The sequence below is a fragment of the Bradyrhizobium sp. MI1.7 genome (genome assembly GCF_055811795.1).
Genome location: NZ_JBVVPO010000009.1, coordinates 26,484 through 51,959 on the forward strand (window position 1 = coordinate 26,484; position 25,476 = coordinate 51,959).

24 protein-coding genes and 1 tRNA gene are annotated in these 25,476 nt (G+C 63.8%); 12 read left to right on the forward strand and 13 right to left on the reverse strand.

The window, feature by feature from the left end; translation table 11 throughout:
* Positions 1–5: 5 nt before the first annotated feature.
* From AC0L3X_RS11490 to AC0L3X_RS11520, 7 genes are all read left to right on the forward strand, one after another.
* Entirely contained in the window at positions 6–716 is a 711-nt protein-coding gene (locus AC0L3X_RS11490; RefSeq protein WP_063980192.1) for an LptA/OstA family protein, read from the forward strand.
* Positions 717–962: 246 nt separating this feature from the next.
* On the forward strand, positions 963–1,970 hold the full coding sequence (gene lptB, locus AC0L3X_RS11495; RefSeq protein WP_063980191.1) for an LPS export ABC transporter ATP-binding protein: 1,008 nt from the start codon (positions 963–965) through the stop codon (positions 1,968–1,970).
* A 90-nt stretch (positions 1,971–2,060) separates the two neighbouring features.
* On the forward strand, positions 2,061–3,674 hold the full coding sequence (rpoN, locus tag AC0L3X_RS11500) for an RNA polymerase factor sigma-54 (protein WP_063980190.1): 1,614 nt from the start codon (positions 2,061–2,063) through the stop codon (positions 3,672–3,674).
* An 84-nt stretch (positions 3,675–3,758) separates the two neighbouring features.
* On the forward strand, positions 3,759–4,358 hold the full coding sequence (gene hpf / locus AC0L3X_RS11505; RefSeq protein ID WP_063980189.1) for a ribosome hibernation-promoting factor, HPF/YfiA family: 600 nt from the start codon (positions 3,759–3,761) through the stop codon (positions 4,356–4,358).
* A 221-nt stretch (positions 4,359–4,579) separates the two neighbouring features.
* Complete coding sequence (gene ptsN / locus AC0L3X_RS11510; protein ID WP_008141251.1) at positions 4,580–5,041, forward strand: PTS IIA-like nitrogen regulatory protein PtsN; 462 nt, start codon at positions 4,580–4,582, stop codon at positions 5,039–5,041.
* Positions 5,042–5,255: 214 nt separating this feature from the next.
* Complete coding sequence (locus AC0L3X_RS11515; protein ID WP_063980188.1) at positions 5,256–8,597, forward strand: autotransporter outer membrane beta-barrel domain-containing protein; 3,342 nt, start codon at positions 5,256–5,258, stop codon at positions 8,595–8,597.
* 150 nt (positions 8,598–8,747) lie between these two features.
* Positions 8,748–9,860 (forward strand): tetratricopeptide repeat protein, encoded by a 1,113-nt coding sequence (locus AC0L3X_RS11520; RefSeq protein ID WP_063980187.1) that lies wholly within the window; start codon positions 8,748–8,750, stop codon positions 9,858–9,860.
* Between the two features lie 125 nt (positions 9,861–9,985).
* Here the strand turns inward: AC0L3X_RS11520 and AC0L3X_RS11525 are convergent, their stop codons facing one another.
* Entirely contained in the window at positions 9,986–10,624 is a 639-nt protein-coding gene (locus tag AC0L3X_RS11525; protein ID WP_063980186.1) for a TetR/AcrR family transcriptional regulator, read from the reverse strand.
* Positions 10,625–10,902: 278 nt separating this feature from the next.
* On the opposite strand from AC0L3X_RS11525, the gene AC0L3X_RS11530 reads away from it, so the two are divergent.
* The 4 genes from AC0L3X_RS11530 to AC0L3X_RS11545 all read left to right on the forward strand — a co-directional run bounded on the left by AC0L3X_RS11530 (position 10,903) and on the right by AC0L3X_RS11545 (position 15,494).
* Positions 10,903–11,706 carry an SDR family NAD(P)-dependent oxidoreductase gene (locus AC0L3X_RS11530; RefSeq protein WP_354131698.1) on the forward strand — a complete coding sequence of 268 codons (804 nt, stop codon included), beginning with the start codon at positions 10,903–10,905 and terminating at the stop codon, positions 11,704–11,706.
* Between the two features lie 36 nt (positions 11,707–11,742).
* Positions 11,743–12,873, forward strand: coding sequence for a DUF5938 domain-containing protein (locus tag AC0L3X_RS11535; protein WP_063980184.1), 1,131 nt, complete (start codon positions 11,743–11,745; stop codon positions 12,871–12,873).
* Positions 12,874–12,930: 57 nt separating this feature from the next.
* Positions 12,931–14,469 carry an AMP-binding protein gene (locus tag AC0L3X_RS11540; RefSeq protein ID WP_063985961.1) on the forward strand — a complete coding sequence of 513 codons (1,539 nt, stop codon included), beginning with the start codon at positions 12,931–12,933 and terminating at the stop codon, positions 14,467–14,469.
* A gap of 173 nt (positions 14,470–14,642) precedes the next feature.
* Positions 14,643–15,494, forward strand: a complete 852-nt coding sequence (locus AC0L3X_RS11545; RefSeq protein WP_063980183.1) for a DUF1194 domain-containing protein — start codon at positions 14,643–14,645, stop codon at positions 15,492–15,494.
* Here the strand turns inward: AC0L3X_RS11545 and AC0L3X_RS11550 are convergent.
* The 10 genes from AC0L3X_RS11550 to AC0L3X_RS11595 all read right to left on the reverse strand — a co-directional run bounded on the left by AC0L3X_RS11550 (position 15,491) and on the right by AC0L3X_RS11595 (position 24,290).
* Entirely contained in the window at positions 15,491–15,739 is a 249-nt protein-coding gene (locus AC0L3X_RS11550; RefSeq protein ID WP_473316407.1) for a hypothetical protein, read from the reverse strand. The genes AC0L3X_RS11545 and AC0L3X_RS11550 overlap by 4 nt on opposite strands.
* Positions 15,688–16,854, reverse strand: a complete 1,167-nt coding sequence (locus AC0L3X_RS11555) for a tetratricopeptide repeat protein (protein ID WP_473316408.1) — start codon at positions 16,852–16,854, stop codon at positions 15,688–15,690. The genes AC0L3X_RS11550 and AC0L3X_RS11555 overlap by 52 nt, the downstream gene beginning before the upstream one ends.
* 153 nt (positions 16,855–17,007) lie before the next feature.
* Positions 17,008–17,280 (reverse strand): BQ00720 family protein, encoded by a 273-nt coding sequence (locus AC0L3X_RS11560; RefSeq protein WP_011083553.1) that lies wholly within the window; start codon positions 17,278–17,280, stop codon positions 17,008–17,010.
* A gap of 51 nt (positions 17,281–17,331) precedes the next feature.
* Positions 17,332–17,757, reverse strand: coding sequence for an Hsp20 family protein (locus AC0L3X_RS11565; RefSeq protein WP_018645065.1), 426 nt, complete (start codon positions 17,755–17,757; stop codon positions 17,332–17,334).
* A 308-nt stretch (positions 17,758–18,065) separates the two neighbouring features.
* The gene (locus AC0L3X_RS11570; RefSeq protein ID WP_063980181.1) at positions 18,066–19,151 is read right to left on the reverse strand and encodes a sn-glycerol-3-phosphate import ATP-binding protein UgpC; all 1,086 of its coding nucleotides are present in this window, start codon (positions 19,149–19,151) and stop codon (positions 18,066–18,068) included.
* Between the two features lie 20 nt (positions 19,152–19,171).
* Positions 19,172–20,020, reverse strand: coding sequence for a sn-glycerol-3-phosphate ABC transporter permease UgpE (gene ugpE, locus AC0L3X_RS11575; protein WP_063980180.1), 849 nt, complete (start codon positions 20,018–20,020; stop codon positions 19,172–19,174).
* On the reverse strand, positions 20,020–20,904 hold the full coding sequence (gene ugpA, locus AC0L3X_RS11580) for a sn-glycerol-3-phosphate ABC transporter permease UgpA (RefSeq protein WP_473316419.1): 885 nt from the start codon (positions 20,902–20,904) through the stop codon (positions 20,020–20,022). Before ugpA ends, ugpE begins: the two co-directional genes overlap by 1 nt.
* 44 nt (positions 20,905–20,948) lie before the next feature.
* Positions 20,949–22,265, reverse strand: coding sequence for a sn-glycerol-3-phosphate ABC transporter substrate-binding protein UgpB (ugpB, locus tag AC0L3X_RS11585; protein ID WP_063980178.1), 1,317 nt, complete (start codon positions 22,263–22,265; stop codon positions 20,949–20,951).
* 220 nt (positions 22,266–22,485) lie between these two features.
* Positions 22,486–23,688: a CaiB/BaiF CoA transferase family protein gene (locus AC0L3X_RS11590; RefSeq protein WP_063980177.1), complete on the reverse strand. Its 1,203-nt coding sequence runs from the start codon at positions 23,686–23,688 to the stop codon at positions 22,486–22,488.
* Between the two features lie 176 nt (positions 23,689–23,864).
* Positions 23,865–24,290, reverse strand: a complete 426-nt coding sequence (locus tag AC0L3X_RS11595) for an organic hydroperoxide resistance protein (protein ID WP_045004850.1) — start codon at positions 24,288–24,290, stop codon at positions 23,865–23,867.
* A gap of 154 nt (positions 24,291–24,444) precedes the next feature.
* On the opposite strand from AC0L3X_RS11595, the gene AC0L3X_RS11600 reads away from it, so the two are divergent.
* The gene (locus tag AC0L3X_RS11600; protein WP_028149792.1) at positions 24,445–24,903 is read left to right on the forward strand and encodes a MarR family winged helix-turn-helix transcriptional regulator; all 459 of its coding nucleotides are present in this window, start codon (positions 24,445–24,447) and stop codon (positions 24,901–24,903) included.
* 49 nt (positions 24,904–24,952) lie between these two features.
* Here the strand turns inward: AC0L3X_RS11600 and AC0L3X_RS11605 are convergent, their stop codons facing one another.
* The gene (locus tag AC0L3X_RS11605) at positions 24,953–25,189 is read right to left on the reverse strand and encodes a GIY-YIG nuclease family protein (protein WP_063980176.1); all 237 of its coding nucleotides are present in this window, start codon (positions 25,187–25,189) and stop codon (positions 24,953–24,955) included.
* 145 nt (positions 25,190–25,334) lie between these two features.
* A tRNA-Ala gene (locus AC0L3X_RS11610) sits at positions 25,335–25,410 on the reverse strand.
* Positions 25,411–25,476: the final 66 nt, after the last annotated feature.

Genomic DNA, 25,476 nt, shown 5'->3' on the forward strand with positions numbered 1-25,476 from the left:
TTTTCATGATGAGATTCTTTTCGCGCAACGAAGACAAGCGGTGCGCCATTCTCGGTGTGGCCGCGCTCACCGTCGCGCTGGTCGCAACCGGTGCGGCCGTCGCGCAGAGCACGATGCAAGGCGTGCCCAACGCAATGCAGGGCTTTTCGCAAAACCGCGACCAGCCGATCCAGATCGAAGCCGCCTCGCTCGAGATGCGCGACAAGAAGAAGGAGGCGACCTTCTCCGGCAATGTGAAGGTCATCCAGGGCGACACCACCATGACCTCGAAGACGCTCGTGGTGTTTTACGACTCCGGCGGCGGCGACAAGCCGGCCGCGCCGCAGCCCGCGGCGAAGGGGACCAAGGGTGCGCCGATGCAGTCGGCGCAGCCGGGGCCGGGCGGCAGTTCCTCGATCAAGCGGCTGGAAGCGCGCGGCAACGTCGTCGTCACCCAGAAGGACCAGGTGGTAACAGGCGAGACCGCCGTGTTCGACACCAAAACCAACCTCATCACCATGCTCGGCGGCGTCGTTCTCACGCAGTGCAGGAACGTGCTGCGCGGCGACCGTCTGGCGGTCGACATGACCACGGGCGTCTCGCGGGTGGAATCCGACAGCGGCAGGGTGCAGGCATTGCTGCCGCAGGGCGGCAGCAATGATTGCGGATCGGGGAGCCCGGGCAAGCCCGCTCCGGCGCCGCCTCTGCAATTGCCCGGCGCAGGCAAACAAAAGTAAATTCCTGAAGTAACTTCAATCGCTTGGGCCAGATTCTCCCGATCCGAGGTTGAAGCTTGCCCGGCGAGGCTGTATCTAGCGCGAAGGGCTTTCCAAGCGGGGTTCGCCGCTTTTCGGGCGTGTTTCACTGGGCATGAGACATCCCTTCACTCATGCTGTGCCGGCGAATCGCAAGGCCGGTGCGGCAGATCGCGGGATCACGCGCGGATCATCGCGCAGGATTGTCGTGAAAGGCTAGAAGGCGGGATGGTCGATCTCTTCAGCATGTTCCGTCGGCGCCCCGCCAAGCGCGGCCGGCCAGGATTTGCGCGCCAGGACATCACTGCCCTCGGTGACAGCGTCGGCGGTCTCGTGCCCAGCCCGGTGCGGGATGCATCGCCGATCGCGCGCGACCAGATGCGCGCGCCCGACCATTTCCAGGCCGACTACCAAGCCGACTACCAGACCGAACCGCCGCGTGCCCAGGCGGTGCATCCCGTGAGGGCCGCCAGCAGGCCCAACGGCGCCGGCGGACCGCAGCTTCTGAAGCGGCCGGGTTTCCTGGCTGTGCATAGCGTGGAAAAGAGTTTCGGCAGCCGCCAGGTGGTGCGCGGCGTCAGCATCTATGTGCGCCGCGGCGAAGCGGTCGGCCTGCTCGGCCCGAACGGCGCCGGCAAGACCACCGTGTTCTACATGATCACCGGCCTGATCAAGCCCGATCGCGGCGCGATCGAGCTCGACGGCCACGACGTCACCAAGCTGCCGATGTATCAGCGCGCGCGGCTCGGCATCGGCTATCTGCCGCAGGAAGCCTCGATCTTTCGCGGCCTCACCGTCGAGCAGAATATCCGCGCCGTGCTCGAAGTGGTCGAGCCCTCGCGCAAGAAGCGCGAGCAGCAGCTCGACTCGCTGCTCGACGAATTCAACATCACGCGCTTGCGGAAATCGCCGTCGATCGCGCTGTCAGGCGGCGAGCGCCGCCGCGTCGAGATTGCGCGCGCGCTGGCGACGCGTCCGAACTACATGCTGCTCGACGAGCCCTTCGCGGGCATCGATCCGATCGCGGTCGGCGACATTCAGGACCTCGTCCGCCATCTCACCAACCGCGGCATCGGCGTGCTGATCACCGACCACAATGTGCGCGAGACGCTCGGCCTGACCGATCGTGCCTATATCGTCTATGCCGGTGAAATCTTGACCGAGGGTAGCCCGGATGAGATCGTCGCCGATCCCGACGTTCGCCGGCTTTACCTTGGCGAGGAATTCCGCCTCTAGCCCTTTTTTCCCGTTCGTCAAGCCGTGTACATCGCGCCAAGACTAGGATAAGCAAAAATCGGACCAACTTTTGGGATCGGTTCTTGCTTCATGGCGCTCACGCAGAGATTAGAGTTCCGGCAATCGCAGTCGCTGGTCATGACGCCGCAGCTGATGCAGGCGATCAAGCTGCTGCAATTGTCCAACCTCGATCTCACGACCTTCGTGGAAGAGGAACTCGAGCGGAACCCCCTGCTGGAGCGGGCCAACGACGAGCCGCCCGCGGGTGAAGCCCCGGCCGAGACCGGCCAGTTCAGCGACTCCGACGGTGGCCACAACGACGAGCCGGGTGGCGGTCCGGGCGAGGCGTTCGAGCCGGGCCAGGAAGAATGGATGAGCAAGGATCTCGGCACCCGCGCCGAGATCGAGCAGACCCTGGATACGGGCCTGGACAACGTCTTCTCCGAGGAACCGGCCGAGGCCGCCGCGCGCAACGCCCAGGATGCGGCGCCGACCACCTATACCGAATGGGGCGGCGGGGCCTCCGGCGACGAGGACTACAATCTCGAAGCCTTCGTCGCCGCGGAGATCACGCTCGGCGACCATCTTGCCGAGCAGCTCTCGGTCGCCTTCACCGGCCCGGCGCAGCGCATGATCGGCCAGTACCTGATCGACCTCGTCGACGAGGCCGGCTATCTGCCGCCGGATCTCGGCCAGGCCGCCGAGCGCCTTGGCGCATCGCAAGCCGACGTCGAGGACGTCCTTGCCGTGCTGCAAAAATTCGATCCGCCCGGCGTCTGCGCGCGCAATTTGAGCGAATGCCTGGCGATCCAGCTCCGCGAGCTCGACCGCTACGACCCGGCGATGCAGGCCCTCGTCGAGCACCTCGATCTGCTCGCGAAGCGCGACATCGCTTCGCTGCGCAAGCTCTGCGGCGTCGACGACGAGGACATCGCCGACATGATCGGCGAGATCCGCCGCCTCAATCCCAAGCCCGGCATGAAGTTCGGCTCGGCGCGGCTCCAGACCATGGTGCCCGACGTCTATGTCCGCCCGGGCCCGGATGGCGGCTGGCATGTCGAGCTCAACAGCGACACCTTGCCGCGCGTGCTGGTCAACCAGACCTACTATTCGCAACTCTCGAAGAAGGTCGGCAAGGACGGCGACAAGTCCTATTTCACCGACGCGCTCCAGAACGCGACCTGGCTGGTGCGCGCGCTCGATCAGCGCGCCCGCACCATCCTGAAAGTTGCGACGGAGATCGTGCGCCAGCAGGACGGCTTCTTCACCCATGGCGTGGCGCACCTGCGGCCGCTGAATCTGAAGGCCGTTGCCGACGCCATCCAGATGCATGAATCGACCGTGTCGCGCGTCACCGCCAACAAGTACATGGCGACAAATCGCGGCACATTCGAATTGAAATATTTCTTCACGGCCTCGATCGCCTCCGCCGACGGCGGCGAGGCGCATTCCGCCGAGGCCGTGCGCCACCACATCAAGCAGCTGATCGATTCGGAAGCTCCGTCGGCGATCCTGTCGGACGACACCATCGTGGAACGCTTACGCGCCTCGGGAATTGATATTGCCCGCCGCACGGTCGCGAAGTACCGCGAAGCCATGCGCATTCCCTCTTCGGTGCAACGCCGCCGTGACAAGCAGAGCGCTCTTGGTAACGTCCTCTCCACCGCAATGCCCGATCGCTCCCGCAACACCGAGCCGGCCTGATTGCGCTGGCGCGAAATCGCGCTACTCTCGATCCCCCATCGAGACCGATCCAAGCTGGGCACTTAAAACCAAGCGAGGCATCACATGACCCTCAGAATCTCGGGAAAGAGCGTCAGCGTCGGCGACGCCCTGCGCGGCCGGGTGACCGATCGGACCGACGAGGTCCTGCGTAAATATTTCGACGGGAACTATTCCGGCCACATCACCCTGAGCAAGGATGGCTTCGGCTTCCGCACCGACTGTGCCCTGCATCTTGATACGGGAATTACGCTGGAGGCCGATTCGAACGCGCCGGATGCCTATGCCAGCGCCGACCAGGCGCTCCTGATGATCGAGAAGCGGCTCAAGCGCTACAAGAGCCGGCTCAAGGACCGCTCGGCCCGCAAGGCCCATGTCGCCTCCGCGGCGCTGGCCGCCATGGACGCCACGAGCTACGTGCTGGAGGCGCCGGGCGAGGGTGAGGACGAGGACGAGGTCACCGGCTACAGTCCCGTCATCATCGCCGAGGCCACCACCTCGCTGAAACAGCTATCGGTGAGCGAGGCGGTGATGGAGCTCGACCTCAGCGGAGCGCCCTGCCTGGTATTCCAGCACGGCTCCAGCGGCCGGGTGAACATCATTTACCGCCGGGCCGACGGCAATGTCGGCTGGATCGACCCGCCGGGGCCCAAACCGGACGGTTAAGGGCTGGAACCGGCCCCCGTACCAACCGCAGCCCTTAACAATGAGCGGGGCAAAGCCGCACGCAGCAGTTGGCACCGGGATTGCGTTGGAGTAGAAGCGCCCCACATCAGGATCGGGGCTAAGTCCCCCTCCTGCTTCACCTTCTTGATGCCGGCCAGGCATGGTTTGACCAAGCTGGCCAATTCGGAACCTGACGGTTTAATTCACCTCGGAAACCTTCCATGCCGATTACCGATCTGGTCGCACCCGAGGCGATTCTCCCGGCATTGAAGGTCAACAGCAAGAAGCAGGCGCTTCAGGAGCTCGCGGCCAAGGCCGCCGAGTTGACCGGGCAGAACGAACGCTCCGTGTTCGAGGTGCTGCTGCAGCGTGAGAAGCTCGGCACCACCGCGGTCGGCTACGGCGTCGCCATTCCGCACGGCAAGCTGCCCAAGCTGGAAAAGATCTTCGGCCTATTCGCGCGCCTCGATCGTCCGATCGATTTCGAGGCGATGGATGGCCAGCCGGTCGATCTCGTCTTCCTGCTGCTCGCCCCCGAAGGCGCCGGCGCCGATCACCTCAAGGCGCTCGCCCGCATCGCCCGCCTTCTGCGCGACCAGGACATCGCCAAGAAGCTCCGCGCCTCGCGCGACGCCCAGGCGATCTATTCGGTGCTGGCGCTGCCGCCGGCGACCGCGGCGTAACGTCGCCTGTCCTCGTCGTCCGCTGAGAAGCGGAATCGATCCACGCAATTGCCAATGCACGCCGGCCATCCTCGTGGCATGCGCGCGCGGGATGTGGTGATCCTGCAAGAACCGACAACGCGAAAACTTTTCCGCTTGAGACGCCCGGCACATTGTACCGCGCCCGAGTCCCTTAAGGTCGCCCCAGGACGCAAGGGGCACGCGGGTGGACGTGATGGGGAAGAAAAAGGTGCCGTTGCGCTTCGGCGCAACCGCGGGACGGCGGCAAGACGATCGGGCGCGATTCGCCCGACTTGCCGAATCGGATCTTACCAACGACCGCGCTCCTGCCGGCGAAGGGGCGAGCACGTTCCAGGCGCTGAGCGCGAGCCGTGGCTGGCGCGTGGCGCTGCTTGGGACAGCGGCCAGCGGCGCGCTGTGGCTGATGGAACCGCGGCCGGCGCAAGCCGGACCAAATGGCTGCACGACGGCCGGGACGACCGCGAGCTGCACCGGCGATCAATCGGCCGGGATCGGTGCCGCTGATTTCAACCAGGCCCTCGTCGACACGCTCAACGCCAATTCGCTGACGACCAATATCGCGCCGGCCGCCGGCACGTCCGGTATAGAATTCGTGCGCTCGAGCGGCGCGGTCACCATCAACAACGACATGGCGCCCCATTCCATCATCGTGACCGGAGCCGCCGATGGCATTCGTGCCTCGTCCGCCGCGACGGGGTCGTGGGAAACCGGGGTGGTGACGATCAACCACACCGGCGACATCAGCTCGGCTGGCGGTTTCGGCATCCACGCATCCACAGTTGGCCTTTTCGGCATCGTCGACATCAACATCACCAGCCGCGGCACAATCACTGCATATCTTGATGGCATTTACGCTAACGCCCATTCCGGCTATGGCGACGCCATCACCATCACGAACAGCGGCGACATCACCTCCAGCAATGGTAGCGGCATTTATGCCAAGACGTACACCTACGGCATCTCTGTCACCAATGTCGGAAATATCAACGCGGCCAGTCTCGGTATTTACGCGTTCGCTGACTTTGGTGCCACGATCGACAGCATCGGAAACATTGCCGCGACCGCCGGCATCCTCGCCTCCGCAGATCTTGGCGATGCAGTGATCCGGCACAGCGGAAACATCTCTGCCCTTTTCGGCATTCAAGGGAACTCGGGGCGAGGATCCGTAAGGATCACGCATGATGGAGGTAACATCACGTCCGACCGCATGGCTATCTATGCGGATGCTCTGAACGACGTCTACATTACCAACCGCGGCAATCTCGTCGGCAACGACTACGGCATCCTCGCGGGCGCCCAGATCGGCACCAACGTGGACAGCATCGGCGACATTACCTCGCGCAACGGCACCGGCATGTATCTCGTGGGGACGAATGCCGTCGTGGTGACGAGCCGGGGAAACATCGGCGCGCGCGATTACGGCATTTACGCGTTTGCGGGTGGGATGCTCGGGTACTACGTCACGGTGGACAGTACCGGCGACATCACCTCGTCCGGCGCTGAAGGAATTCATGCCGTTGGCTATGCCGGCTACACGTCGGTCATCAGCCGGGGAAATGTCAGTGCGTATGGCGACGGCATCCACGCCGAGAGCGTGGGCACCACCACGCTGAACAGCACCGGCAACGTCACCTCGACAACCGGCAACGCGATCTATGCGAGTGCGGGCGGCAATATCGGCGTCACGGTCAATGGCGGTGTCTTATCCGGCGCTGCTGCGGGCGTTAATATGGCCGGCGGCGTAACCAATACCTTGACCATCGGTGCGACAGCGACGGTCGCGGGAGGCCTTTACGCCATCGTTGCCAGCACCGGCAACGACACGGTGAACAATGCCGGCACGGTCACCGGCAATGTCGGTCTCGGCAGCGGCACGAACGCCTTCAACAATCTTTCGGGCAGCGTGCTCAACAGCGGCGCGACGGTCGATCTCGGCGCCGGCAACATGCTGGGCAATAGCGGCATCCTGGCTCCATCAGGTCTCGGCACTGTCGGCACCACGACGCTCACCGGCAATTTCGTTCAGAGCGGGGGCGGCAAATTCATCGTGGACGTTGACCCCCACAGTGCCGACCGGCTCAACGTCAGCGGTACGGCTGGCCTCGCCGGCAAGGTGATGGTGGATCCGCTGGCGCGCGTCGCGGCGACCACGACCTATACGATCGCGACGGCGGGCACGGTGAACGGCACCTTCTCCGGTGTCGACTTCCTCACCGCCACCAGCTTCGCCCGCAACGCGCGGCTGAGCTATGTCGGCAACGACGTGCTGCTGACGCTCGATGCCGGCCTGCTGTCGCCGTCGCTGCCGGGCAACGCCAACGTCAATCAGAGGAACGTCGCGGCGGGCATCGATAGTGCGCTGATCGGCGGCGCTCCCCTGCCGGCCGGCTTCAACCCGCTGTTCGCGCTCTCGGGCAATGCTCTGCTCAATCCGCTGACGCAGGTTTCGGGCGAGACGGCGGCCGGCACGCAGCAGACCACGTTCAACGCGATGAACCAGTTCATGGGCGTGCTGACCGATCCGTTCGCCGCCGGGCGCGGCGATCCGCGTTCGTCGTCCGGTGCGACGGGCTACGCAACTGACGACAGCGATGCGCTCGCCTATGCCGGCGGCCGCAAGCGCACGAGCGCCGAGCGCGACGCCTATGCCGCGATGTCGCGCAAGGCGCCGGCGCAGACCTTCGCGCAGCGTTGGAATGTCTGGGCCGCTGGCTTCGGCGGCTCGCAGACCACGGACGGCGATGCGACGCTCGGTTCGAACAGCACCACCAGCCGCATCGCAGGCACTGCGGCGGGAGCCGACTACTGGTTCTCGCCCAACACCGTCGCGGGCTTTGCCCTTGCCGGCGGCGGCACCAGCTTCTCGGTGGCGAATGGCGGCACTGGCCGCTCCGACCTGTTCCAGGCCGGCGCGTTCGTGCGGCACAATGCCGGGGCGGCCTATGTCACGGGCGCGCTGGCCTATGGCTGGCAGGACGTCACCACCGATCGCACTGTGACCATCGCCGGGGCCGATCACCTCCAGGCCCGCTTCAATGCCAACGCCTGGTCCGGCCGGCTCGAAGGCGGCTATCGCTTCGTGGCGCCCGTGATCGGCGGCGTTGGCCTCACGCCCTATGCCGCAGTCCAGTTCACCACGTTCGACCTGCCGTCCTATACGGAGCAGGCAATCACGGGGACCAGCACCTTTGCCCTGAGCTACGCTGCGAAGAGCGTCACCGACACCCGCAGCGAATTCGGCCTGCGTGCCGACAAATCCTTTGCCGCGGCGGACGGCGTCACCACGCTGCGCGGCCGCCTCGCCTGGGTCCATGACTTCAACCCCGATCGCGCGATCGGAGCGACCTTCCAGACGCTGCCCGGCGCGAGTTTCGTCGTCAACGGCGCAGCGCAAGCCACTGAGGCCGCGCTCGTCACGGCCTCAGTGGAAAGGCAATGGCTGAACGGCTGGTCTACGGCAGCGACGTTTGAAGGTGAGTTCTCGAACCTCACGCGCAGCTACGCCGGCAAGGGCGTCCTGCGCTACGCCTGGTGAGACCGCAGAGGCGGCACTTACTCGTTCGAACCGAAGCCCCGCCGTCTGCGACTTATTTTCGCAGCCGGGCGCTGCGATGTTTCTCCGCCGGATACGACCGTCACCCGCTTGCGCGACCCGGCGCGGGTTCGATGCAGGGTTTTTTGAGCCATGAATTGCGGTTCGATCGGCCGGATTTTCGGTCTGTTTTGCGCGGTCACCATTGCCGTGACGGTTGCCGTTCATGCCGATGATACGTCCAACGACCGCGTCATCGCCGAAAAGACCGAGATCATTGCGGCTGATCCGACAAACGCGGTTGCTTACGAGCTGCGTGGCGAAGCCTGGTACCTCAAGCGGGACAGGGATCGCGCCTTCGAGGATTGCAGCGCCGCGATACGGATCGATCCGAATTTCGGGCGGGCTTATAACTGCCGCGGCCGCGCCTATTCGGCGAAGGGCGAACGGGATCGCGCTTTGGCCGATTACAACGAGGCCATTCGCCTCGATCCCGGCTACGGTCCGTCCTACACCTCCCGTGCCCTCGAATATTTCAACCAGCGCGACTTCGATCTGGCGATCGGCGCGTTTACCGAGGCCATCGAACGCAATCCCAAGCAAGCCTACTTTGCTCTTATCAAGAGAGGGGAAGCGTATGCGGCGAAGCGCGACTCCGATCATGCCGTCGCCGATTACAACGAGGCGATGCGGCGCAATCCCGCCGCCGCATGGCCCTACGAGCTGCGAAGCACCGTCCATTTCAACAAGGGCGAGATCGACGAGGCTCTCGACGACTGCAACACCGCCGTCCGTCTGGAGCCCGGGAGCGCTGGCGGCCATTATTGCCGGGCCATCGTTCTCCTGAAAAAGGACGACACCGACAATGCCATCCGCGAGCTTGATGACGTCACCAGGATCATGCCTTCCTTCGAGAAGGCCTACTTCGTTCGTGCAACCGCCTGGCGCAAGAAGGGTGATGATCGTCGCGCCATTGCCGATTTCGACGAGGGCATCCGGCTGCAGCCGGGAAATTCGATGGCCTACAGCAATCGCGCCAGTGCGTTTCGCGACATGGGCGAGAACGACCGCGCGCTCGCCGACTACAACGAGGCGATCCGGCTCGATCCCGGCAATCAGATCGCGCTCGTCAATCGCGGCATCCTCTACATGAAGCTGTCCGACTCCGCCAAGGCGCGCGCGGATTTCAAAAGCGTGCTCGCGCTGCCGCCGGGCGACCAATGGGCCGTGGACACGGCGCGCGAAGGACTTGGCTTTTTGAAGTGATGCGTCTCGAAAGAGCGTGCATCTCCGCTCTAGTCCCCCGGACGCAGCGCAGCGCTTCCCTCGCGATGCGAAGCATCGTCGAGAGCGGTGCGCTGCAGAGCCTTCGCCGGCGCCGCTCGTGCGCTTCAGCAGACCGTCGGCAACAGGCGCCGGACTTCGTCGAGCAGTTCGGGAATCGCCGTCTTGTCACCCGCGAGGTGCTTAAGCAGCGCACTTTGGAATAGACCGTCGAACAGCGCATAGAGCGCGGCGGACGACGACGCCGGCCGCTTGCCGCCGAGCTCGGCATAGCGGGAGGCGATGCGCCAGATCATCGCTTCCAGGCTCTTGTCGATCTCGAGTACATCCTTGCGAAACGCCGCCTCGAACATCGCCTGCGAGCGCAGGTCGTACCAAAGGCGGTGCATACGGGCTTCGTTCTGCAGCGTTGCTGCGAGCTTGGCGAGGAAACCCTCCGTCAATTCGTCGCGGCTCGTTGCTGTCGCGACGACATCGTCATATCGCGTCACGCACTTCGCCTTGTAGTGGCGGACGCAGCAGCAGATCAGGTCGAGCTTGTCGCTGAAATAATAGTGGAACACGCCGTGCGTGAACGCCGAGTTCTGCGCGATTTCGCGCAGGCTGGTGCGTGCGAAGCCGAGCTCTCCAAGCGTTTCGAGCGCGGCCTCGGCAAGCTCGACGCGCCGCGCGTTGAACTTCTCGTCGCGCAGCACCTCGGCCGCATCAGCCACACGCCGGGCCGCTCCCGTCACCTGCCGCGCCATCTCGTTCCTTCCTCAGTCCCGTTCTTTCAAGGACTTATACCGCGTCGACCGCGGAATGCTCCATCCCTCACAACCACTTCCTTTGACAACTGTCAAATTCGTTCTTGACAAGTGTCAAGATTTTGGCGGAGGTTCGCACCAAGAATTTGGACAGTCGTCAAGACGTCCGACCATGGAGGAACGCTTCGCTGGGTGCCGCCGAAAGGCCTGCGCCCATCGACCTGGTGCGCGCCGATTGGCGCAGCACGAATCGATCACCAGCAACGGAGGAGTGCGTCATGAGTGGGAAGAGCCTTGCAGGCAGGAACGCCCTGGTCACCGGCGGTGCTAGAGGAATCGGCGCGGCCATCGCGCAAGCGTTGGCGCGAGCCGGCGCCTCGATCATGATCGCCGACATCCTGGAAGAGACCGGCCGCGCCAGCGCAGCCGCTATCGCGAAGGAAGACGTCGCCACGGGCTTCGTCCAGCTCGACGTCACCGACGACGCTCAATGGGAGCAGGCGGTTGCCAAGACCGTCGCAACCCTCGGCGGCTACGACATTCTGATCAACAATGCCGGCATCGAGATCACGTCGCTGATCTCCGAGATCAAGGCCGAGGACGCGCGGCGGATGTGCGACGTCAATATCGTTGGCACCGTGCTCGGCATGAAGCACGCCTTCCGTGCCATGCGCCCGGGCGGGCCGGCCGGCAAGGGCGGCGCCGTCGTCAACATCGCCTCGGTTGCGGCAACGATCGCCTTCCCGAGCATCGCGGTCTATTCGGGCACCAAATCCGCGGTTGACCGCATGACGCGGGTCGGAGCGATGGAAGCCGGCAAGCTCGGTTTCGGCGTGCGCGTAAACTGCATCTATCCGGGCCTGATCCCGACCGACATGGGCATGCAGCTCGCCAACGACATCGTCAAGGTCGGGCTCGCGGCCGACGTCAACGCCGCAGTCGGCTCGGTGGTGGAGCAAACCCCGCTCGGCCGTCTCGCCGAGGTCACGGACATCGGCGATGCCGCGGTGTTCCTGTGCTCGAACGAGGCGCGCTTCATCACCGGCATCGGACTGCCGGTCGATGGCGGCATGGGCATGTAACGACAAAGCCGACAACAAGCATTTCGGAGGAACGCAATGAGCGAGAAGAAGCCCGTCATCGTCTATGGCGCTTCCGGCTATACCGGCCGGCTGGTCTGTGAATACTTACGCGAATACAACATCCCCTTCATCGCCGCCGGCCGCAGCAATGAGAAGCTCAACGCCGCGATGAAGTCGAATGTAGCGGGCATCGAGACCGCCGACTACGAGGTGGTCAAGGTGCCGCACACCGTGGCTGCGCTGACTGAATTGTTCAAGGGCGCCTCGGTGGTGCTCAACACCGTGGGTCCCTTCGCCAAGTTCGGCGGCGAAGTGGTGCAGGCTTGCCTCGCTTCCAAGTGTCATTACACCGACACCACCGGTGAGCAGGACTGGCTGATCACGCTCGAGCAGGAGTGGGGCACGAAGTTCGCCAATGCCGGGCTGCTGTTGGCGCCAGGCATCGCGCAGATGTACACCACCGGCGAGATCGCCGCGCAGCTGTGCCTGGAGACGCCCGGCCTCGACACGCTGGACATTGCCGTGTTCTGGGGTGGCAGCCCGACCATCGCATCGACGCAGACCATCCTGGTCAACGCCGCGATGGCCAAGGCCTACTACCTGGAGCAGAACAAGTACGTCGAGCATCAGCCCGATGCCGGCCTCTACAACCTCGCCATCCCTGGTCAGCACGAGCTGGCGCTGGCGTTGCCCTGGGGAGGCACCTCGCACCCGGTGTGGTTCAAGCGCGATCCGCGCGTGGCCAACGTGAAGGTGCTGGGCGGCGTGTTCAATCGCGCGCTGATGCTGGGCGTGCCGCAGATCGTCGCGGCCGCGCTGGAGGCGACCAAGGATATGAATCCCGACGACCGCTACGCCGCATTGGCGCAGACCGCCGCCGGTGTGATGAACACCATGCCGCCGCGCGAGAACCCGCGCGTCAACAAGTCGATGGATTCGGTACATGCCTCCGGCCCGTTGGGGCGCGCGCACTGCGTCATCAACGGCAACAGCAACTACAAGCAGACCGGCATGTTGCAGGCCTATGCTGCGGCCCATCTGTTGCAGCAGCCGCCCAAGCGCGTAGGCTTCGCCTCCGGCTGCCAGGCGTTCGGCCATCACGAGCTGCTCGGGCAATTGCGCAGCTTCGGGCTCGTCAGCAAGCCTGTTCTGACCGTGCACGATTAAGTCAATCGCGGGTGGCGCGGACCTCCGCGTCACCCGCTACCGCTTCGGGTGTTGATCATGCGCTTCATCGATTACCTGGACAAAGGTGCCTCGCTCGGCGCCGACGCGCCGTGCCTCACCATGGATGGACGCGACCTCAGCTATGGCGAGGTGCAGGGGCTGAGCTACCGCGTCGCGCGCGGGCTCGCGCGATCGGGCATTGCTGCCGGCGAGAAGGTCGCAATCCTCTCCGGCAACGATCCGGTCGCGTTTGCCTGCGTGTTCGGCATTTCCCGCGCAGGCGCGGTCTGGTGCCCGATCAATCCGCGCAACGAGGCGGTCGAAAATCGGCTCATCCTCGAGCAATTCGACTGCAGCCTGCTGTTGTTTCATTCAAGCTTCGCGCCGATGGTCGAGGCGGTGCGTGCAGAGCTGCCAAAGCTGCGCGCCGTCGTCTGCCTCGATGCTGAGTTGCCCTTCGCGCCTTCGTTCGACAGCTGGCTCGCCGGCCTCGCCGACGACCATTATCAACGCGAGGCGGTCGACGATCTCGCGATGATCCCGGGCACCGGCGGCACCACAGGCAAGCCGAAGGGGGTCATGCTGTCGGGCCGCAACATCGAGGCGATGACGGCCCTGACGCTGATGGGCTATCCCTTCAAGGGCCGCCCGATCTACCTCGCGCTTGCGCCGCTGACCCACGCGGCCGGCGTGCTGTGTTTCCCGATCATGGCGCTCGGCGGCCGCATCGTGATCATGCATCACCCCGACATCGCAGAATTTCTCGATCTGATCGAGCGCTACCGTATCACGCACACCTTCCTGCCGCCGACCGTGATCTACATGCTGCTCGATCATCCGAAGCTCGACTCCGCGAGGCTCGGGTCTCTGCAATGTTTCTGGTACGGCGCGGCGCCGATCTCGGCCGCGCGGCTTGCGGAAGCGCTCCAGCGTATCGGGCCGATGGCGCAGTTGTTCGGTCAGACCGAAGCGCCGATGATGATCTCGATGATGGCACCTAGCGAGCATTACAATGCCGACGGCACGATCGCGATGGAGCGTCTCGCCTCGGCCGGGCGGATCAGCCCGCTGGTGCAGGCCGGCATCATGGATAGCGACGGCAATTTGCTGCCGACCGGCGCCCGCGGCGAGATCGTGGTCCGCGGTTCGCTGGTGATGGAGGGCTATTACAAAAATCCCGAGGCTACGGCGGAGGCCTCCGCGCATGGCTGGCACCACACCGGCGACATCGGCTACATCGACGACGACGGCTACCTCTATATCGTCGATCGCGCCAAGGACATGATCATCACCGGCGGGTTCAACGTCTACTCGATCGAGGTCGAGAACGCGCTGCGGGCGCATGAGGCGGTGCAGGATTGCGCCGTGATCGGGCTGGCGGACGAGAAATGGGGTGAGCGGATCGTCGCCGTGGTGCAGCCCCGCGCCGGCCAAAGCGTCGATGCGACGGCGCTGGCTGCCTTCGTCAAGGCGCGGATCGGCAGCGTCAAGACACCGAAGCAGATCGAAGTCTGGGACGACCTGCCGCGTTCCAAGGTCGGCAAGGTCTTGAAGCCGGACATCCGCGCGCGGCTGGCGGAGCGTTCAGGCGGCTGAGGCGCATCTTATTGCAGCGCCCATCGCTTCGAAGATATCCGCGAGACGCGCTGACGCGGACATTCGCGCGGGCCTGGAACTCTCATCCGTGTCCGGGCAGGCAAAGGCATGTTTCCGCTTTTCGATGCGCGTTTTGGGTGTCACCATGCTTTTGAACGGACGGGAGGGCCGCCATGCGCTGGTGTGTCTCGGTCGGGGCGGTGCTTGTTGCGGGGGCGATCGTCGGAGGTGACGTTGCCAGCATTGCCGCGCCGAGCCCGAAATCAGGGATAGCCGACGCCAGGCACAGCGCACTGTCCGTCAATGTCGAGCTCGTTATCGCCGTCGACGTCTCCTATTCGATGGATCTGGACGAACTCGCCATTCAGCGCGAGGGCTATGCACAGGCCATCGTCTCGAAAGACTTTCTTCAGGCGCTAAGGGCCCGTCCGGCCAGCAAGGTGGCTCTGACCTATTTCGAGTGGTCGATGTCGGGCGACGACAGGATCATCATTCCGTGGCGCGTGATCGACGGCCCGGAATCGGCGGACGCCGTGGCCGCCGAGATCATGAAAACGCCGATTCGCCGAGGTTCGAGCACCTCGATTTCCGGCGCGATCAATTTCGCAGTGCAGCTGTTCGAAGAAAATCCCTATCGCGGGTCGCGGCGCGTCATCGACATTTCCGGCGATGGGCCGAACAACGACGGAGCCCCCGTCACCGGCGCGCGCGACGCTGCCGTTGAGAAAGGCATCATCATCAACGGCCTGCCGATCATGGTGAAGGAGCCGTCCTATTTGACGACCGATATCGAGAATCTCGATCTGTATTACGAGGACTGCGTGATCGGAGGGCCGGGTGCCTTCATCATGACAATCAAGGATCGCGAAAAATTCCAGGAAGCGATCCGGACCAAGCTTGTTCTCGAAGTTGCGGGCCTCGCGCCGGAGGGGAGGATCGTCCCAACTGCCGAGAATGAGCCCCGGGTGTCCTGTCTGGTCGGCGAAGAAAAATGGCGGGAGCGCGGGCGACGGATCATGCGCTAGTTGCCCGTCAGCAAAGCGAACCGACGTCGGTCGATCGCCTCACGCGCCACCAGCCCTGCCGCCTTGCAAAGATCTGGCGCATAGAGTTGGCAGCGCCGTTCCTGCTTCTCGATAGCCTTGTCGATCAACTCCAGCAGTCGTGCGGGGGCCATTCCCGCGGGAGCGGCAATTCGCCCCGTGACGACGTGCTTTTCTATTGCCTCGTGACGGTCGTGATCGAGATGGGGGGCCAGCAATTCGCGCATATCATCACGAAGCTCTCGGAATGCGAATAGACGACGGCGTCCTCATCCAGCTCTGCGGTCAAGTCCGCCAGTTGCCGTGCCGAATCCTGTGTGCCGGCGAAGTCGAATAGCTGATAGTTCCGCCGCTCCAGCGTCGCCAAATGTGGAAAAACCGGGACCTGCACCTCACCATACGTGTGATGTGTAATCGGCGCGCCGTCGATCAGGATGACGTCGCCATAGTCCACGCCGAGCTTCTGGTAGAGCACACTGCGGACGATGCCGTGGCACGGGCTCAACCGTTCGATCCAGATGGTTTCCTCCGCGCCCGGATCGTCCTGATCGGCCGTGCGCTCCGCCAGGGGCCGCTCCGCCAGCTTGACCTTGCATTGAGACAATGAGCATTCCGGCAAGCCAAAGCGCCCGATCTCGATCGCAAGCCCCATGCGCCTCCAGACATCCAGTGCCAGAGAGGCATTCTTTGCGCCGGTGGCGCAGATACCAAGATTCCACTCGTAACTCTCGGTGACTTCGTCCGCGAGGCTGGCTGCGATCTGGTTTGCGGTCGCGCCATCTGCGAATCTGCCGCGTGTCTTGTAGAAAAGACCCAGATTGTAATGGTGGGTGCTGTTTTGCGGATTGAGTTCGGTGAGTTTCCGATAGCTGCTCTCGGCAATCGCATCTTGCTGGCGCGACAGCATTCGCGCCGCAGTGGCCAGACCTTCGAGAATCGGTTCCTGTTCGGGTTGCCCCTCGTGGACCTTGGCCAACCCGCTCAGTTTTTCGACGACCAAACGGAACAATGCAATATCGGGCGGCGGTGCATTGAGATCGTCAATGTCGCGCGCTGCTTCAAGGCAGAGCCCTACAGTCGAGAGAATCCAGAAGTCCTGATCGTGAGATTGTGCGACCTCTGACAGAACGTCTATCGCGGCTTCTCTTTGCAAGCATCGATCATGGACGACCCGCAGCAATGCCATGGCGGCTTCGGGCTGCCGGGGCTGCGCTTTTCGCAGCGGCATCAGCTTGTGCAACGCGGCCTGTGTTCTTCCCGCCTGAGCTTCCGCAATGGCATCGCGCGCAATCGCCTCGATCTCTTCGGATGAGAGCACCGCACTTGGACCGTCCGACGTCATTCTCGATTCTCTTCTCAGAGCACCCCGCTTCGGCGTTGAGCCCGATGCTAGGCCGGAACGTCGACGCTTCGCCAGATGGCCCATAAAAAATGCGCGGGCCGCCTTGAGGCATGCCCGCGCATTTGAATTCGCAGATGTCGCGCTAAGCGTGCGTCAGTGCACGCTCACGGCTTGCAGCTCGTTGCTCCAGGCGTTGGCGACCGCGGCTTCGCGGCTGTCGGTCAGCATGATCGGCGTGCCGTCGGCGGCGTGGAGCGCGAAGAGCTTGAGGCCCGGCGCGATTTTCGGCGCCTCGGGAAACAGGCCCGGCACATCCTCGGAGCGGATCTGCTTCACATAGGCGATATGACCTTCGCCGAGGGTTGCCAGCGTCTCGGGCGAGACGTTCTTGGCTTCGTATTCGAACGCAACGTGACCTTCACTCATGGTCTCGACTCCTTCACAGAAACTAAGCGGTCGAGTCCGCTACTCGTTCCATTATTCGTGCTCATTGATAGCGATTGTCTTAACGATCCTCTCCGGTTCAGGCCGGGCAAGATCGACCGACAGCAGCCCGTTCTTCAGATCCGCACCCAGCACCAGCATCCCCTCCGCCAGCACGAAGGTGCGCTGGAAGTGGCGCGCGGCGATGCCGCGATGGATGTATTGCCGGGACTTGTCGTCCTGCTGACGCCCGCGAATCACGAGCTGGTTTTCCTCAATGGTTACATCGAGTTGGTCGCGGGTGAATCCGGCGACCGCCAGCGTGATCCGCAGCCGCTCGGGCTGGCCGTCCGATCGGTCGCACCTCTCGATATTGTAGGGAGGGTAGCCGTCGGCGCCTTTGACGACGCGGTCGAGCACGCGCTCGATCTCGTCGAAGCCCAGAAGGAACGGACTGGAAAGCGTGGGAACACGAGACATAGTTTACAAAGTCCTCTCGAAGCGACTTTGGCATTTCGGGGCCCGGAAGCGGCGCCCCTTGGTCAGCAATATGGTCATAACCCCGTGTCGGTTCAAGGACGTAGCGGGAGCCTGTGGATTGCCCATTTTCGCGCCTGACCCCGCCCGCGGTCGCGCGGAAGCGCCCAATTCGTCACCGGGAACGCAAATGCTCGGACAAGCCCGGGCATGACGAGTCGGCCGCCGATTTATCTCAATGAAATCAAACCCCCGGCTACTGTGCATGGGGTTGTTTTTCGCGTTTTTGATCGGCCGGCCCTCGGAACCGGTCAGGCCTCGATCCGCGTCCGCCCGTCGCCGCTGAAAAGGTGCAGCTTCGGCCGTACCGCGGCGACGCGGATCCTCTCACCGATGGCTGGGGCCTCGGTTCCGGGAATGCGGACGATGACCTCGCCGGGCGGCAGCTCGCCGGGGGTGGCGGCGACGCGCTGCTCGTCCTGGGCCCGCGTGCCGTAGACGAAAGTTTCGGCGCCGACGCGCTCGATCGCTTCCACGGTCAGCGGCAGTGCGACACCGCCGGCCGGGGTCTGGTCGGTGATGACGAAATCTTCCGGGCGGATGCCGAGGATGCCGGCCTCGGTCGCGCTGCCGTCGAGCTGCGATTTGATCTCATCGGCGCGCGTCGACATCAGGTTCATCGGCGGTGCCCCGATGAAGGAGGCGACGAAGGTCGTCGCCGGCTTCTCGTAGATCGCCAGCGGATTGCCGACCTGCTCGACCTGGCCGCCATTCATGACCACGAGAATATCGGCGAGCGTCATCGCCTCGAGCTGGTCGTGGGTGACGTAGATCGAGGTCGTGTTGAGCCGGCGCTGCAATTTGCGGATCTCGACCCGCATCGCGATGCGCAGCTTTGCATCGAGGTTCGACAGCGGCTCGTCGAACAGAAAGACTTTCGGCTGGCGCACGATGGCGCGGCCCATGGCGACGCGCTGGCGCTGGCCGCCGGAGAGCTGGCGCGGCTTGCGCTCCAGCATCGGCGTGAGCTCGAGCACGCGTGCGGCCTCGTCGACGCGGGTCTTGACCTCGGCCTCCTTCATGCCGCGGTTGCGCAGGCCGTAGGCCATGTTGTTGAAGACGCTCATATGCGGATAGAGCGCGTAGTTCTGGAACACCATCGCGATGTCGCGATCGGCGGGCTCGATCTGGTTAACGATTCGGCCGCCGATGTCGATCTCGCCGCCGGTGACGGTCTCGAGACCTGCGACCATGCGCAGCAGCGTGGACTTGCCGCAGCCGGAGGGACCGACCAGCACGCAGAACTGGCCGTCGCCGACATCGACGTTGACGCCCTTGATGGCCTCGAAGCCGCCGGGATAGGTCTTGCGGACGTTGCGCAGGGTGACGTTAGCCATGAAAACTCATTCCCAAAAACCTACTTCTCGGTCTCGACCAGGCCGCGCACGAACAATTTCTGCATGGCGACGACGACGAACACCGGCGGCAGCATGGCGAGCACGGCGGTGGCCATCACGATCGGCCATTCGGTCAGCGCATCGGTAGTGGTGATCATCTTGCGGATGCCGACCTGGATGGTCTGCATGTCGTCGCGCGTTGTGATCAGCAGCGGCCAGAGATATTGATTCCAGCCGAGGATGAAGAGGATCACGAACAGCGCCGCCATGTTGGTGCGCGACAGCGGCAGCAGCGTATCCCAGAAGAAACGCAAGGGGCCGGCACCGTCGATGCGCGAGGCCTCCAGCAACTCGTCCGGCACGGTCATGAAGAACTGGCGGAACAGCAGCGTCGCGGTGGCCGACGCGATCAGCGGCAGCGCGAGGCCAGCATAGCTGTCGAGCATGTGCAGATCGGCGACGATCTTGTAGGTCGGATAGATGCGCACCTCGACCGGCAGCATCAACGTGATGAAGATGATCCAGAAGATCGCCATCCGGAACGGAAAGCGGAAATACACGATCGCATAGGCCGAGATGATCGAGATCGCGATCTTGCCGATCGCGATTGCCAGCGCCATCACCAGCGAGTTCAGCATCATGTTGCCGACGGGCTCGCGGGTCGAGCCGCTCGTGCCGACGAAGATGGTCTTGTAGTAGACCTCGAAGAAATGGCCGCCCGGCAGCAGCGACATCTGCCCGTTCGCGATCAGGGCGTTGTCCTGGGTCGAGGCGACGATCGCGATGTAGACCGGGAATGCGACGATCGCGATCCCGATCCAGAGAATCGCGTGGGCGACGTAGCGCCGAAAGCCCTCTTCTTCGACCATCAGTAGGTCACCTTGCGTTCGACGAAGCGGAACTGGATTCCCGTCAGCACGATGACCATGACCATCAGGATCACCGACTGCGCCGCCGAGCTGCCGAGATTGCCGCCGAGCAGGCCGTCAGAATAGACCTTGTAGACCAGCGTGACCGTCGATGTGCCGGGACCGCCGCGGGTCATGGTGTCGATGATGCCGAAGGTGTCGAAGAAGGCGTAAACGATGTTGACGACCAGCAGGAAGAAGATCGTGGGCGACAGCAGCGGGAAGGTCACTGTCCAGAACCGCCGCATCGGACGGGCGCCGTCGATCGCGGCGGCCTCGAACACGCTTCGGGGGATGGCTTGCAGGCCGGCGAGGAAGAACAGGAAATTATAGGAGATCTGCTTCCACGCCGCGGCGAGGATGATCAGCCCAGCCGCCTGGTTGCCGTCAAGCAGCGGATTCCAGTCGACGCCCAGGTTGCGCAGATAGCGCGACAGCACGCCGAGCGAAGGATGCAGCATGAAGATCCAGAGCACGCCGACGACGGGCGGCGCCACCGCATAGGGCCAGATCAGCAGCGTGCGGTAGAGCATTGAGCCGCGCAGCGGCTTGTCCGCCATCACGGCGAGCAAGAGCGCGAAGGACAGCGACGAGACGGCGATGGCGAACGAAAAGACGAACGTACGGACAACCGCCTCGAAATAGGCCGGGTCCTTGAACAGGTCCTGATAATTCTCGAACCAGACGAAGCTTGTCGACAGACCGAAGGCGTCCTGGAGCAGGAAGGATTGGATCACCGCCTGCGCGGCCGGCCAGTAGAAAAAAATCAGGACGATCGCGAGCTGCGGCGCAACCAGCGCGTAGGGCAATATTTTTGCTTGTAAAATGGTTTGATTTTGCTTTATGTCCGGTCCGGGGCAGCCCGGCTGGCGGCCTGCCGCTCATCGCCTCACTTGACGGCAGTCTTTTCGAACTGGCGCAGCATCGTGTTGCCGCGCTCGACGGCAGCATCCAGCGCCTGCTTGGCGGTCTTCTTGCCGGCCAGCGCCTGCTCGATCTCTTCCGACCAGACGTCACGGAGCTGAACCATGTTGCCGAGGCGCAGACCGCGCGAATTGTCGGTCGGCTCCTTGTTGGTCAGCTCGATCAGCGGGGTCTCGAGATAGGGCTGATCCTTGTAGAAGCCTTCTTCCTTCGCCTTGGCGTAGGCCGCCTTGGTGATCGGCAGATAGCCCGAGGCCTTGTGGATGTAGACTTGGCGGTCGGTGTCCGAGAGGAAGGTCAGGAACTTCGCGACACCCTTGTATTCGTCGGCCGACTTGCCGCCCATCACCCAGAGCGAAGCGCCGCCGATGATCGAGTTCTGCGGCGCGCCCTTGACGTCCGGATAGTATGGCATCGGCACGGCGGTGAAGTTGAACTTGGCCTGCGCCTTGACGTTGCCGAAGAACGCCGACGAGGTCAGGTAGATCGGGCATTCGCCGGAGGTGAAGCGGCCTTCGCCGGTGTTGGTGCGGCCGGCATAGTCGTAGGTCTTGGTCTTCTGCAGCTCGACCAGGGTTTCGAGATGCTTGACCTGGAGCGGGCCGTTGAACTCCAGCACGGTGTCGAAGCCGTCGAGGCCGTTGGCCTTGCTGGCGAGCGGCACGTTGTGCCAGGCGGAGAGCTGCTCGAGATTGACCCAGGTGACCCAGGAGCCGGAGAAGCCGCAGGTGTCATGACCCGCAGCCTTCAGCTTCTTGGCGGCCTCGAACGTTTCGGGCCAGGTCTTGGGGATCTCGACGTTCGCCTTCTTGAGCTCGTCGAGGTTGACCCACATGACGGTCGACGACGAGTTGAACGGGAAGGACAGCATCTCGCCCTTCGAGGTCGAATAGTAGCCGGTGATGGCGGGCAGGTAGATCTTGGGGTCGAACTTCTCGCCGGCCTCGGCCATCAGCTTGTAGACGGGTTTTACGGCGCCGGTCGCGGCCATCATGGTCGCGGTGCCGACTTCGAACACCTGCATGATGTGCGGGGCGTTGCCGGCGCGGAACGCCGCGATGCCGGCGTTCATCGTATCGGGATAGTTGCCCTTGTAGGTCGGGATCACCTTGTAGTCGGTCTGAGAGGCGTTGAAGTCGGTGGCGAGCTTGACGATGACGTCGTTGTTGGCGCCGGTCATCGCGTGCCACCACTGGATTTCGGTCACTGCCCACGCCGGCGAAGCGCCAAAACCAACGGTGACTGCAAGCGCGGCAGCCGCGCCAAAGTGTCGAAGAGCCATCAAGAAACCTCCCTTGGGCCGTCAAAAAGAAGCGCTTGCGCTAGCAGCGCCATATGACGTTCACATGACTGTGTAAGCGGGAGAAACGAAAGCAGCAAGCGCGGCCAAATGGGAAGCCGTCAAATAGGCGAATGCCGAGCGCGCAGCCTCCTCCGTTCGCGGCGCACATGCGTGCCCGCGCCGCAGTGCGGCATTTGCTCGGGTGAGGCGGCGAGGGCGTTTAGCGCTTGCGCTCGGGGCCGCAGACGGTGCCCTTTTCGACCATCGCGTCGATCTCCGATTTGGAGTAGCCGAACTCGCCCAGCACCTCCTGGGAGTGCTGGCTGAATTTCGGCGGCAGGCGGCGCAGGCTCGGCTTGCTGCGATCGAGCCGGATCGGCGAGGCCACGCCCTTGTACCAGTCCTTCTCGATGACATCGCCGCGGGCGATCGTGTGCGGGTTGGTCAAGGCCTGGTCGATCTTCTGCACGGGACCTGCGGGCAGGCCGGCGGCGAGCAGACGATTGCACAGCGGCTCGGCCTCGTGCTGGCTGAACACGGCGGCAAGCTCGGCCCGCAGCGCCTCGCGATTGGCGATGCGGTCCTTGTTGCGGGCAAAGCGCGGATCGGTGCCGAGCTCGGGCTTGCCGATCTCCTTGGCGAGCTTGCGGAAGGTGCCGTCATTGCCGACGCCGATGAAGATGTTGTCGGTCCTGGTCGGGAAGATCGCGTAGGGCACGAGGTTGGGATGCTCGTTGCCGGTGAGCGACGGCGGCTTGCCGTGCATGAAATAATTCGCGGTGTGCGGATGCATGATGGCGAGGCCGGTCTCGTACAGCGTCGTCTCCAGGAACTGGCCCTGGCCCGAGCGCTGCCGTTCCGACAGCGCCATCAGGATGCCGATCGCCGCATAGAGGCCGGTGGTGATGTCGACCAGCGGCACGCCGATCCGCATCGGTCCGCTCTCCGGCGAGCCGGTCGCCGCGATCATGCCGGTCATGGCCTGGATGATGGCGTCATAGCCGGGATTGCCGCCGCGCGGACCGTCGGCGCCGAAGCCGCAGATCCGGCAATGCACCAGGCGCGGGAATTTCTTGCTGAGCACATCGTTGCCGATGCCCCATTTCTCCAGCGTGCCCGGCTTGAAATTCTCGATCAGGACGTCGGCGGTCTCGAGCATCTTGAGCAGCACGAGGCGGCCGCCTTCGGAGGCGAGGTCGAGGCCGATCGAGCGCTTGTTGCGGTTGATGCCGATGAAATAGGCCGCGTCTTCCTCGTGGAAAGGAGGGCCCCAGTCGCGCACCTCGTCGCCGGCGGGCGGCTCGACCTTGATCACGTCGGCGCCGTGGTCGGCGAGGATCTGGGTGCAGTAGGGACCGCCAAGCACGCGCGTGAGATCGATGACGCGCAGTCCGCTCATTGCGCCCAAAACGGCTTCAGTCATGCCTTCGCTTCCCCTGTGTCGATCATTGATCACAGGCCTAGCGAGGTTTTTTTGCGCCAGCAATGGCTTGCTGCGTAGGGCCGCATGCGCCGCCGCTGCGCTATCCCGCAACGTGGCAAATCAAGCGGAAGCGGCCGGCCCGAGGGGGATCTCGGGCCAGCCAATCCGCCGTTTGATCAGACGACCGTCAGGCGAACGTCGACATTGCCGCGCGTGGCATTGGAGTAGGGGCACACCTGGTGGGCCTTCTCGACCAGCGCCTCGGCTTCCGCGCGGGCAAGGCCCGGCAGCGAGACGGCCAGATCGATGTCGAGACCGAAGCCGCCGGCCGCGCGCGGGCCGATGCCGACGGTGGAGGTGACCGAGGCGTCAGCCGGAACCTTCGGGCCGCCCTGCGAGGCCACGAACTTCATCGCGCCGATGAAGCAGGCGGCATAGCCGGCCGCAAACAGCTGCTCGGGATTGTTGCCGGCGCCGCCTCCGCCGCCGAGTTCCTTCGGCGTGGTGAGCTTGACGTCGAGCGCGCCGTCGAGGGTCGCCGCATGGCCGTCACGGCCGCCGGTGGCTTTGGCGCTGGTCTTATACAGGACGTTTACTGACATTTTCGTCTCCTTAGGTCTTCGGGTTGGGGTGGAACCTACATCGCAAACAATTAGATTGCGCGCAATTGAAATTTGCATGCCTCACATTTAATTGTTCGCAATTGAATGTACGGCCGCCCGGTCCCAGAATGGAGGAAACCGCGTGAGATTCTCGATGCCCCGGAAATTATCGGCGCTGGACCCGCAGCGCCTCGACAATCAGATCTGCTTCGCGGTCTATTCGGCCGCGCATGCCTTCAACCGGGTCTACAAGCCGCTGCTGGACCGGCTCGGCCTGACCTACCCGCAATATCTGGTGATGCTTGTGCTGTGGGAGCGCGACGACGTGCCGGTCAAGGACATCGGCGAAAAGCTGTTCCTGGATTCGGGCACGCTGACGCCGCTGCTCAAGCGCCTCGAGGCCGCCCACCTCGTCAGGCGCACGCGCTCGCGCGAGGACGAACGTCAGGTGCTGATCGCGCTGACCCCGCAGGGCCATGCCTTGAAGGAAAAAGCGCGCGCCGTGCCGCAATCGATCCTGGCGGCGTCGGATTGCTCGGTCTCGGAACTGGTCGCGATGAAGGACGAGATCGTGGCGCTGCGGGATCGGTTGAATGCGGTGATCGGGGAGTAGGGGGGGCGGCGAGCTCAATCCTCTCGTACCTCGCCGCGAGTTTCTCTCCTCAAAGCCGCTTCTTTGCAAATGCGCGGCCCGAAGCCGATTTCAGATATTTCTCGAACGCAACAGCCTTAGCCTCATCGCTGAAAGCGATGCAGGTCTTGATGCGCCATGGGCCATACTTTGATGTATGTGGCACTTCGCCGGCGTTGTGCTTTGCGAGCCGGGCTCGCAGATCATCAGTGATGCCGATGTAGAAATGGCCGGAATCGAGGCTTTCGAGAATGTAGACGTACTTCATCCTATCCCCCGCCTTGCGCAGTGGATGGACAGTATCTCTCAGGATCAGCTTTTGCCGAGGCCCGGCTTCGCCCTTCGGGCTACGCCGCGGCAGCCTTCGCTACGATAGGGCTTGCCGAGCCGAAGCTGGCGAAGCCAGCGAAGGCTGGTGGAGCCAGGCGGGATCGAACCGCCGACCTCTTGCATGCCATGCAAGCGCTCTCCCAGCTGAGCTATGGCCCCTTAGTCTTCCAGTTGGGAGGATCCTGGTGGATCACTCCCGACCGCCGAGCCTGGTGACTCGCGCGG

Excerpts from the sequence above, each read along its gene's own strand:
- AC0L3X_RS11490 (WP_063980192.1), top strand. The coding sequence starts at position 6 with ATGATGAGATTCTTTTCGCGCAACGAAGACAAGCGGTGCGCCATTCTC.
- lptB (WP_063980191.1), top strand. The coding sequence starts at position 963 with ATGGTCGATCTCTTCAGCATGTTCCGTCGGCGCCCCGCCAAGCGCGGC.
- rpoN (WP_063980190.1), top strand. The coding sequence starts at position 2,061 with ATGGCGCTCACGCAGAGATTAGAGTTCCGGCAATCGCAGTCGCTGGTC.
- hpf (WP_063980189.1), top strand. The coding sequence starts at position 3,759 with ATGACCCTCAGAATCTCGGGAAAGAGCGTCAGCGTCGGCGACGCCCTG.
- ptsN (WP_008141251.1), top strand. The coding sequence starts at position 4,580 with ATGCCGATTACCGATCTGGTCGCACCCGAGGCGATTCTCCCGGCATTG.
- AC0L3X_RS11515 (WP_063980188.1), top strand. The coding sequence starts at position 5,256 with ATGGGGAAGAAAAAGGTGCCGTTGCGCTTCGGCGCAACCGCGGGACGG.
- AC0L3X_RS11520 (WP_063980187.1), top strand. The coding sequence starts at position 8,748 with ATGAATTGCGGTTCGATCGGCCGGATTTTCGGTCTGTTTTGCGCGGTC.
- AC0L3X_RS11525 (WP_063980186.1), bottom strand. The coding sequence starts at position 10,624 with ATGGCGCGGCAGGTGACGGGAGCGGCCCGGCGTGTGGCTGATGCGGCC.
- AC0L3X_RS11530 (WP_354131698.1), top strand. The coding sequence starts at position 10,903 with ATGAGTGGGAAGAGCCTTGCAGGCAGGAACGCCCTGGTCACCGGCGGT.
- AC0L3X_RS11535 (WP_063980184.1), top strand. The coding sequence starts at position 11,743 with ATGAGCGAGAAGAAGCCCGTCATCGTCTATGGCGCTTCCGGCTATACC.
- AC0L3X_RS11540 (WP_063985961.1), top strand. The coding sequence starts at position 12,931 with ATGCGCTTCATCGATTACCTGGACAAAGGTGCCTCGCTCGGCGCCGAC.
- AC0L3X_RS11545 (WP_063980183.1), top strand. The coding sequence starts at position 14,643 with ATGCGCTGGTGTGTCTCGGTCGGGGCGGTGCTTGTTGCGGGGGCGATC.
- AC0L3X_RS11550 (WP_473316407.1), bottom strand. The coding sequence starts at position 15,739 with ATGCGCGAATTGCTGGCCCCCCATCTCGATCACGACCGTCACGAGGCA.
- AC0L3X_RS11555 (WP_473316408.1), bottom strand. The coding sequence starts at position 16,854 with ATGACGTCGGACGGTCCAAGTGCGGTGCTCTCATCCGAAGAGATCGAG.
- AC0L3X_RS11560 (WP_011083553.1), bottom strand. The coding sequence starts at position 17,280 with ATGAGTGAAGGTCACGTTGCGTTCGAATACGAAGCCAAGAACGTCTCG.
- AC0L3X_RS11565 (WP_018645065.1), bottom strand. The coding sequence starts at position 17,757 with ATGTCTCGTGTTCCCACGCTTTCCAGTCCGTTCCTTCTGGGCTTCGAC.
- AC0L3X_RS11570 (WP_063980181.1), bottom strand. The coding sequence starts at position 19,151 with ATGGCTAACGTCACCCTGCGCAACGTCCGCAAGACCTATCCCGGCGGC.
- ugpE (WP_063980180.1), bottom strand. The coding sequence starts at position 20,020 with ATGGTCGAAGAAGAGGGCTTTCGGCGCTACGTCGCCCACGCGATTCTC.
- ugpB (WP_063980178.1), bottom strand. The coding sequence starts at position 22,265 with ATGGCTCTTCGACACTTTGGCGCGGCTGCCGCGCTTGCAGTCACCGTT.
- AC0L3X_RS11590 (WP_063980177.1), bottom strand. The coding sequence starts at position 23,688 with ATGACTGAAGCCGTTTTGGGCGCAATGAGCGGACTGCGCGTCATCGAT.
- AC0L3X_RS11595 (WP_045004850.1), bottom strand. The coding sequence starts at position 24,290 with ATGTCAGTAAACGTCCTGTATAAGACCAGCGCCAAAGCCACCGGCGGC.
- AC0L3X_RS11600 (WP_028149792.1), top strand. The coding sequence starts at position 24,445 with ATGCCCCGGAAATTATCGGCGCTGGACCCGCAGCGCCTCGACAATCAG.
- AC0L3X_RS11605 (WP_063980176.1), bottom strand. The coding sequence starts at position 25,189 with ATGAAGTACGTCTACATTCTCGAAAGCCTCGATTCCGGCCATTTCTAC.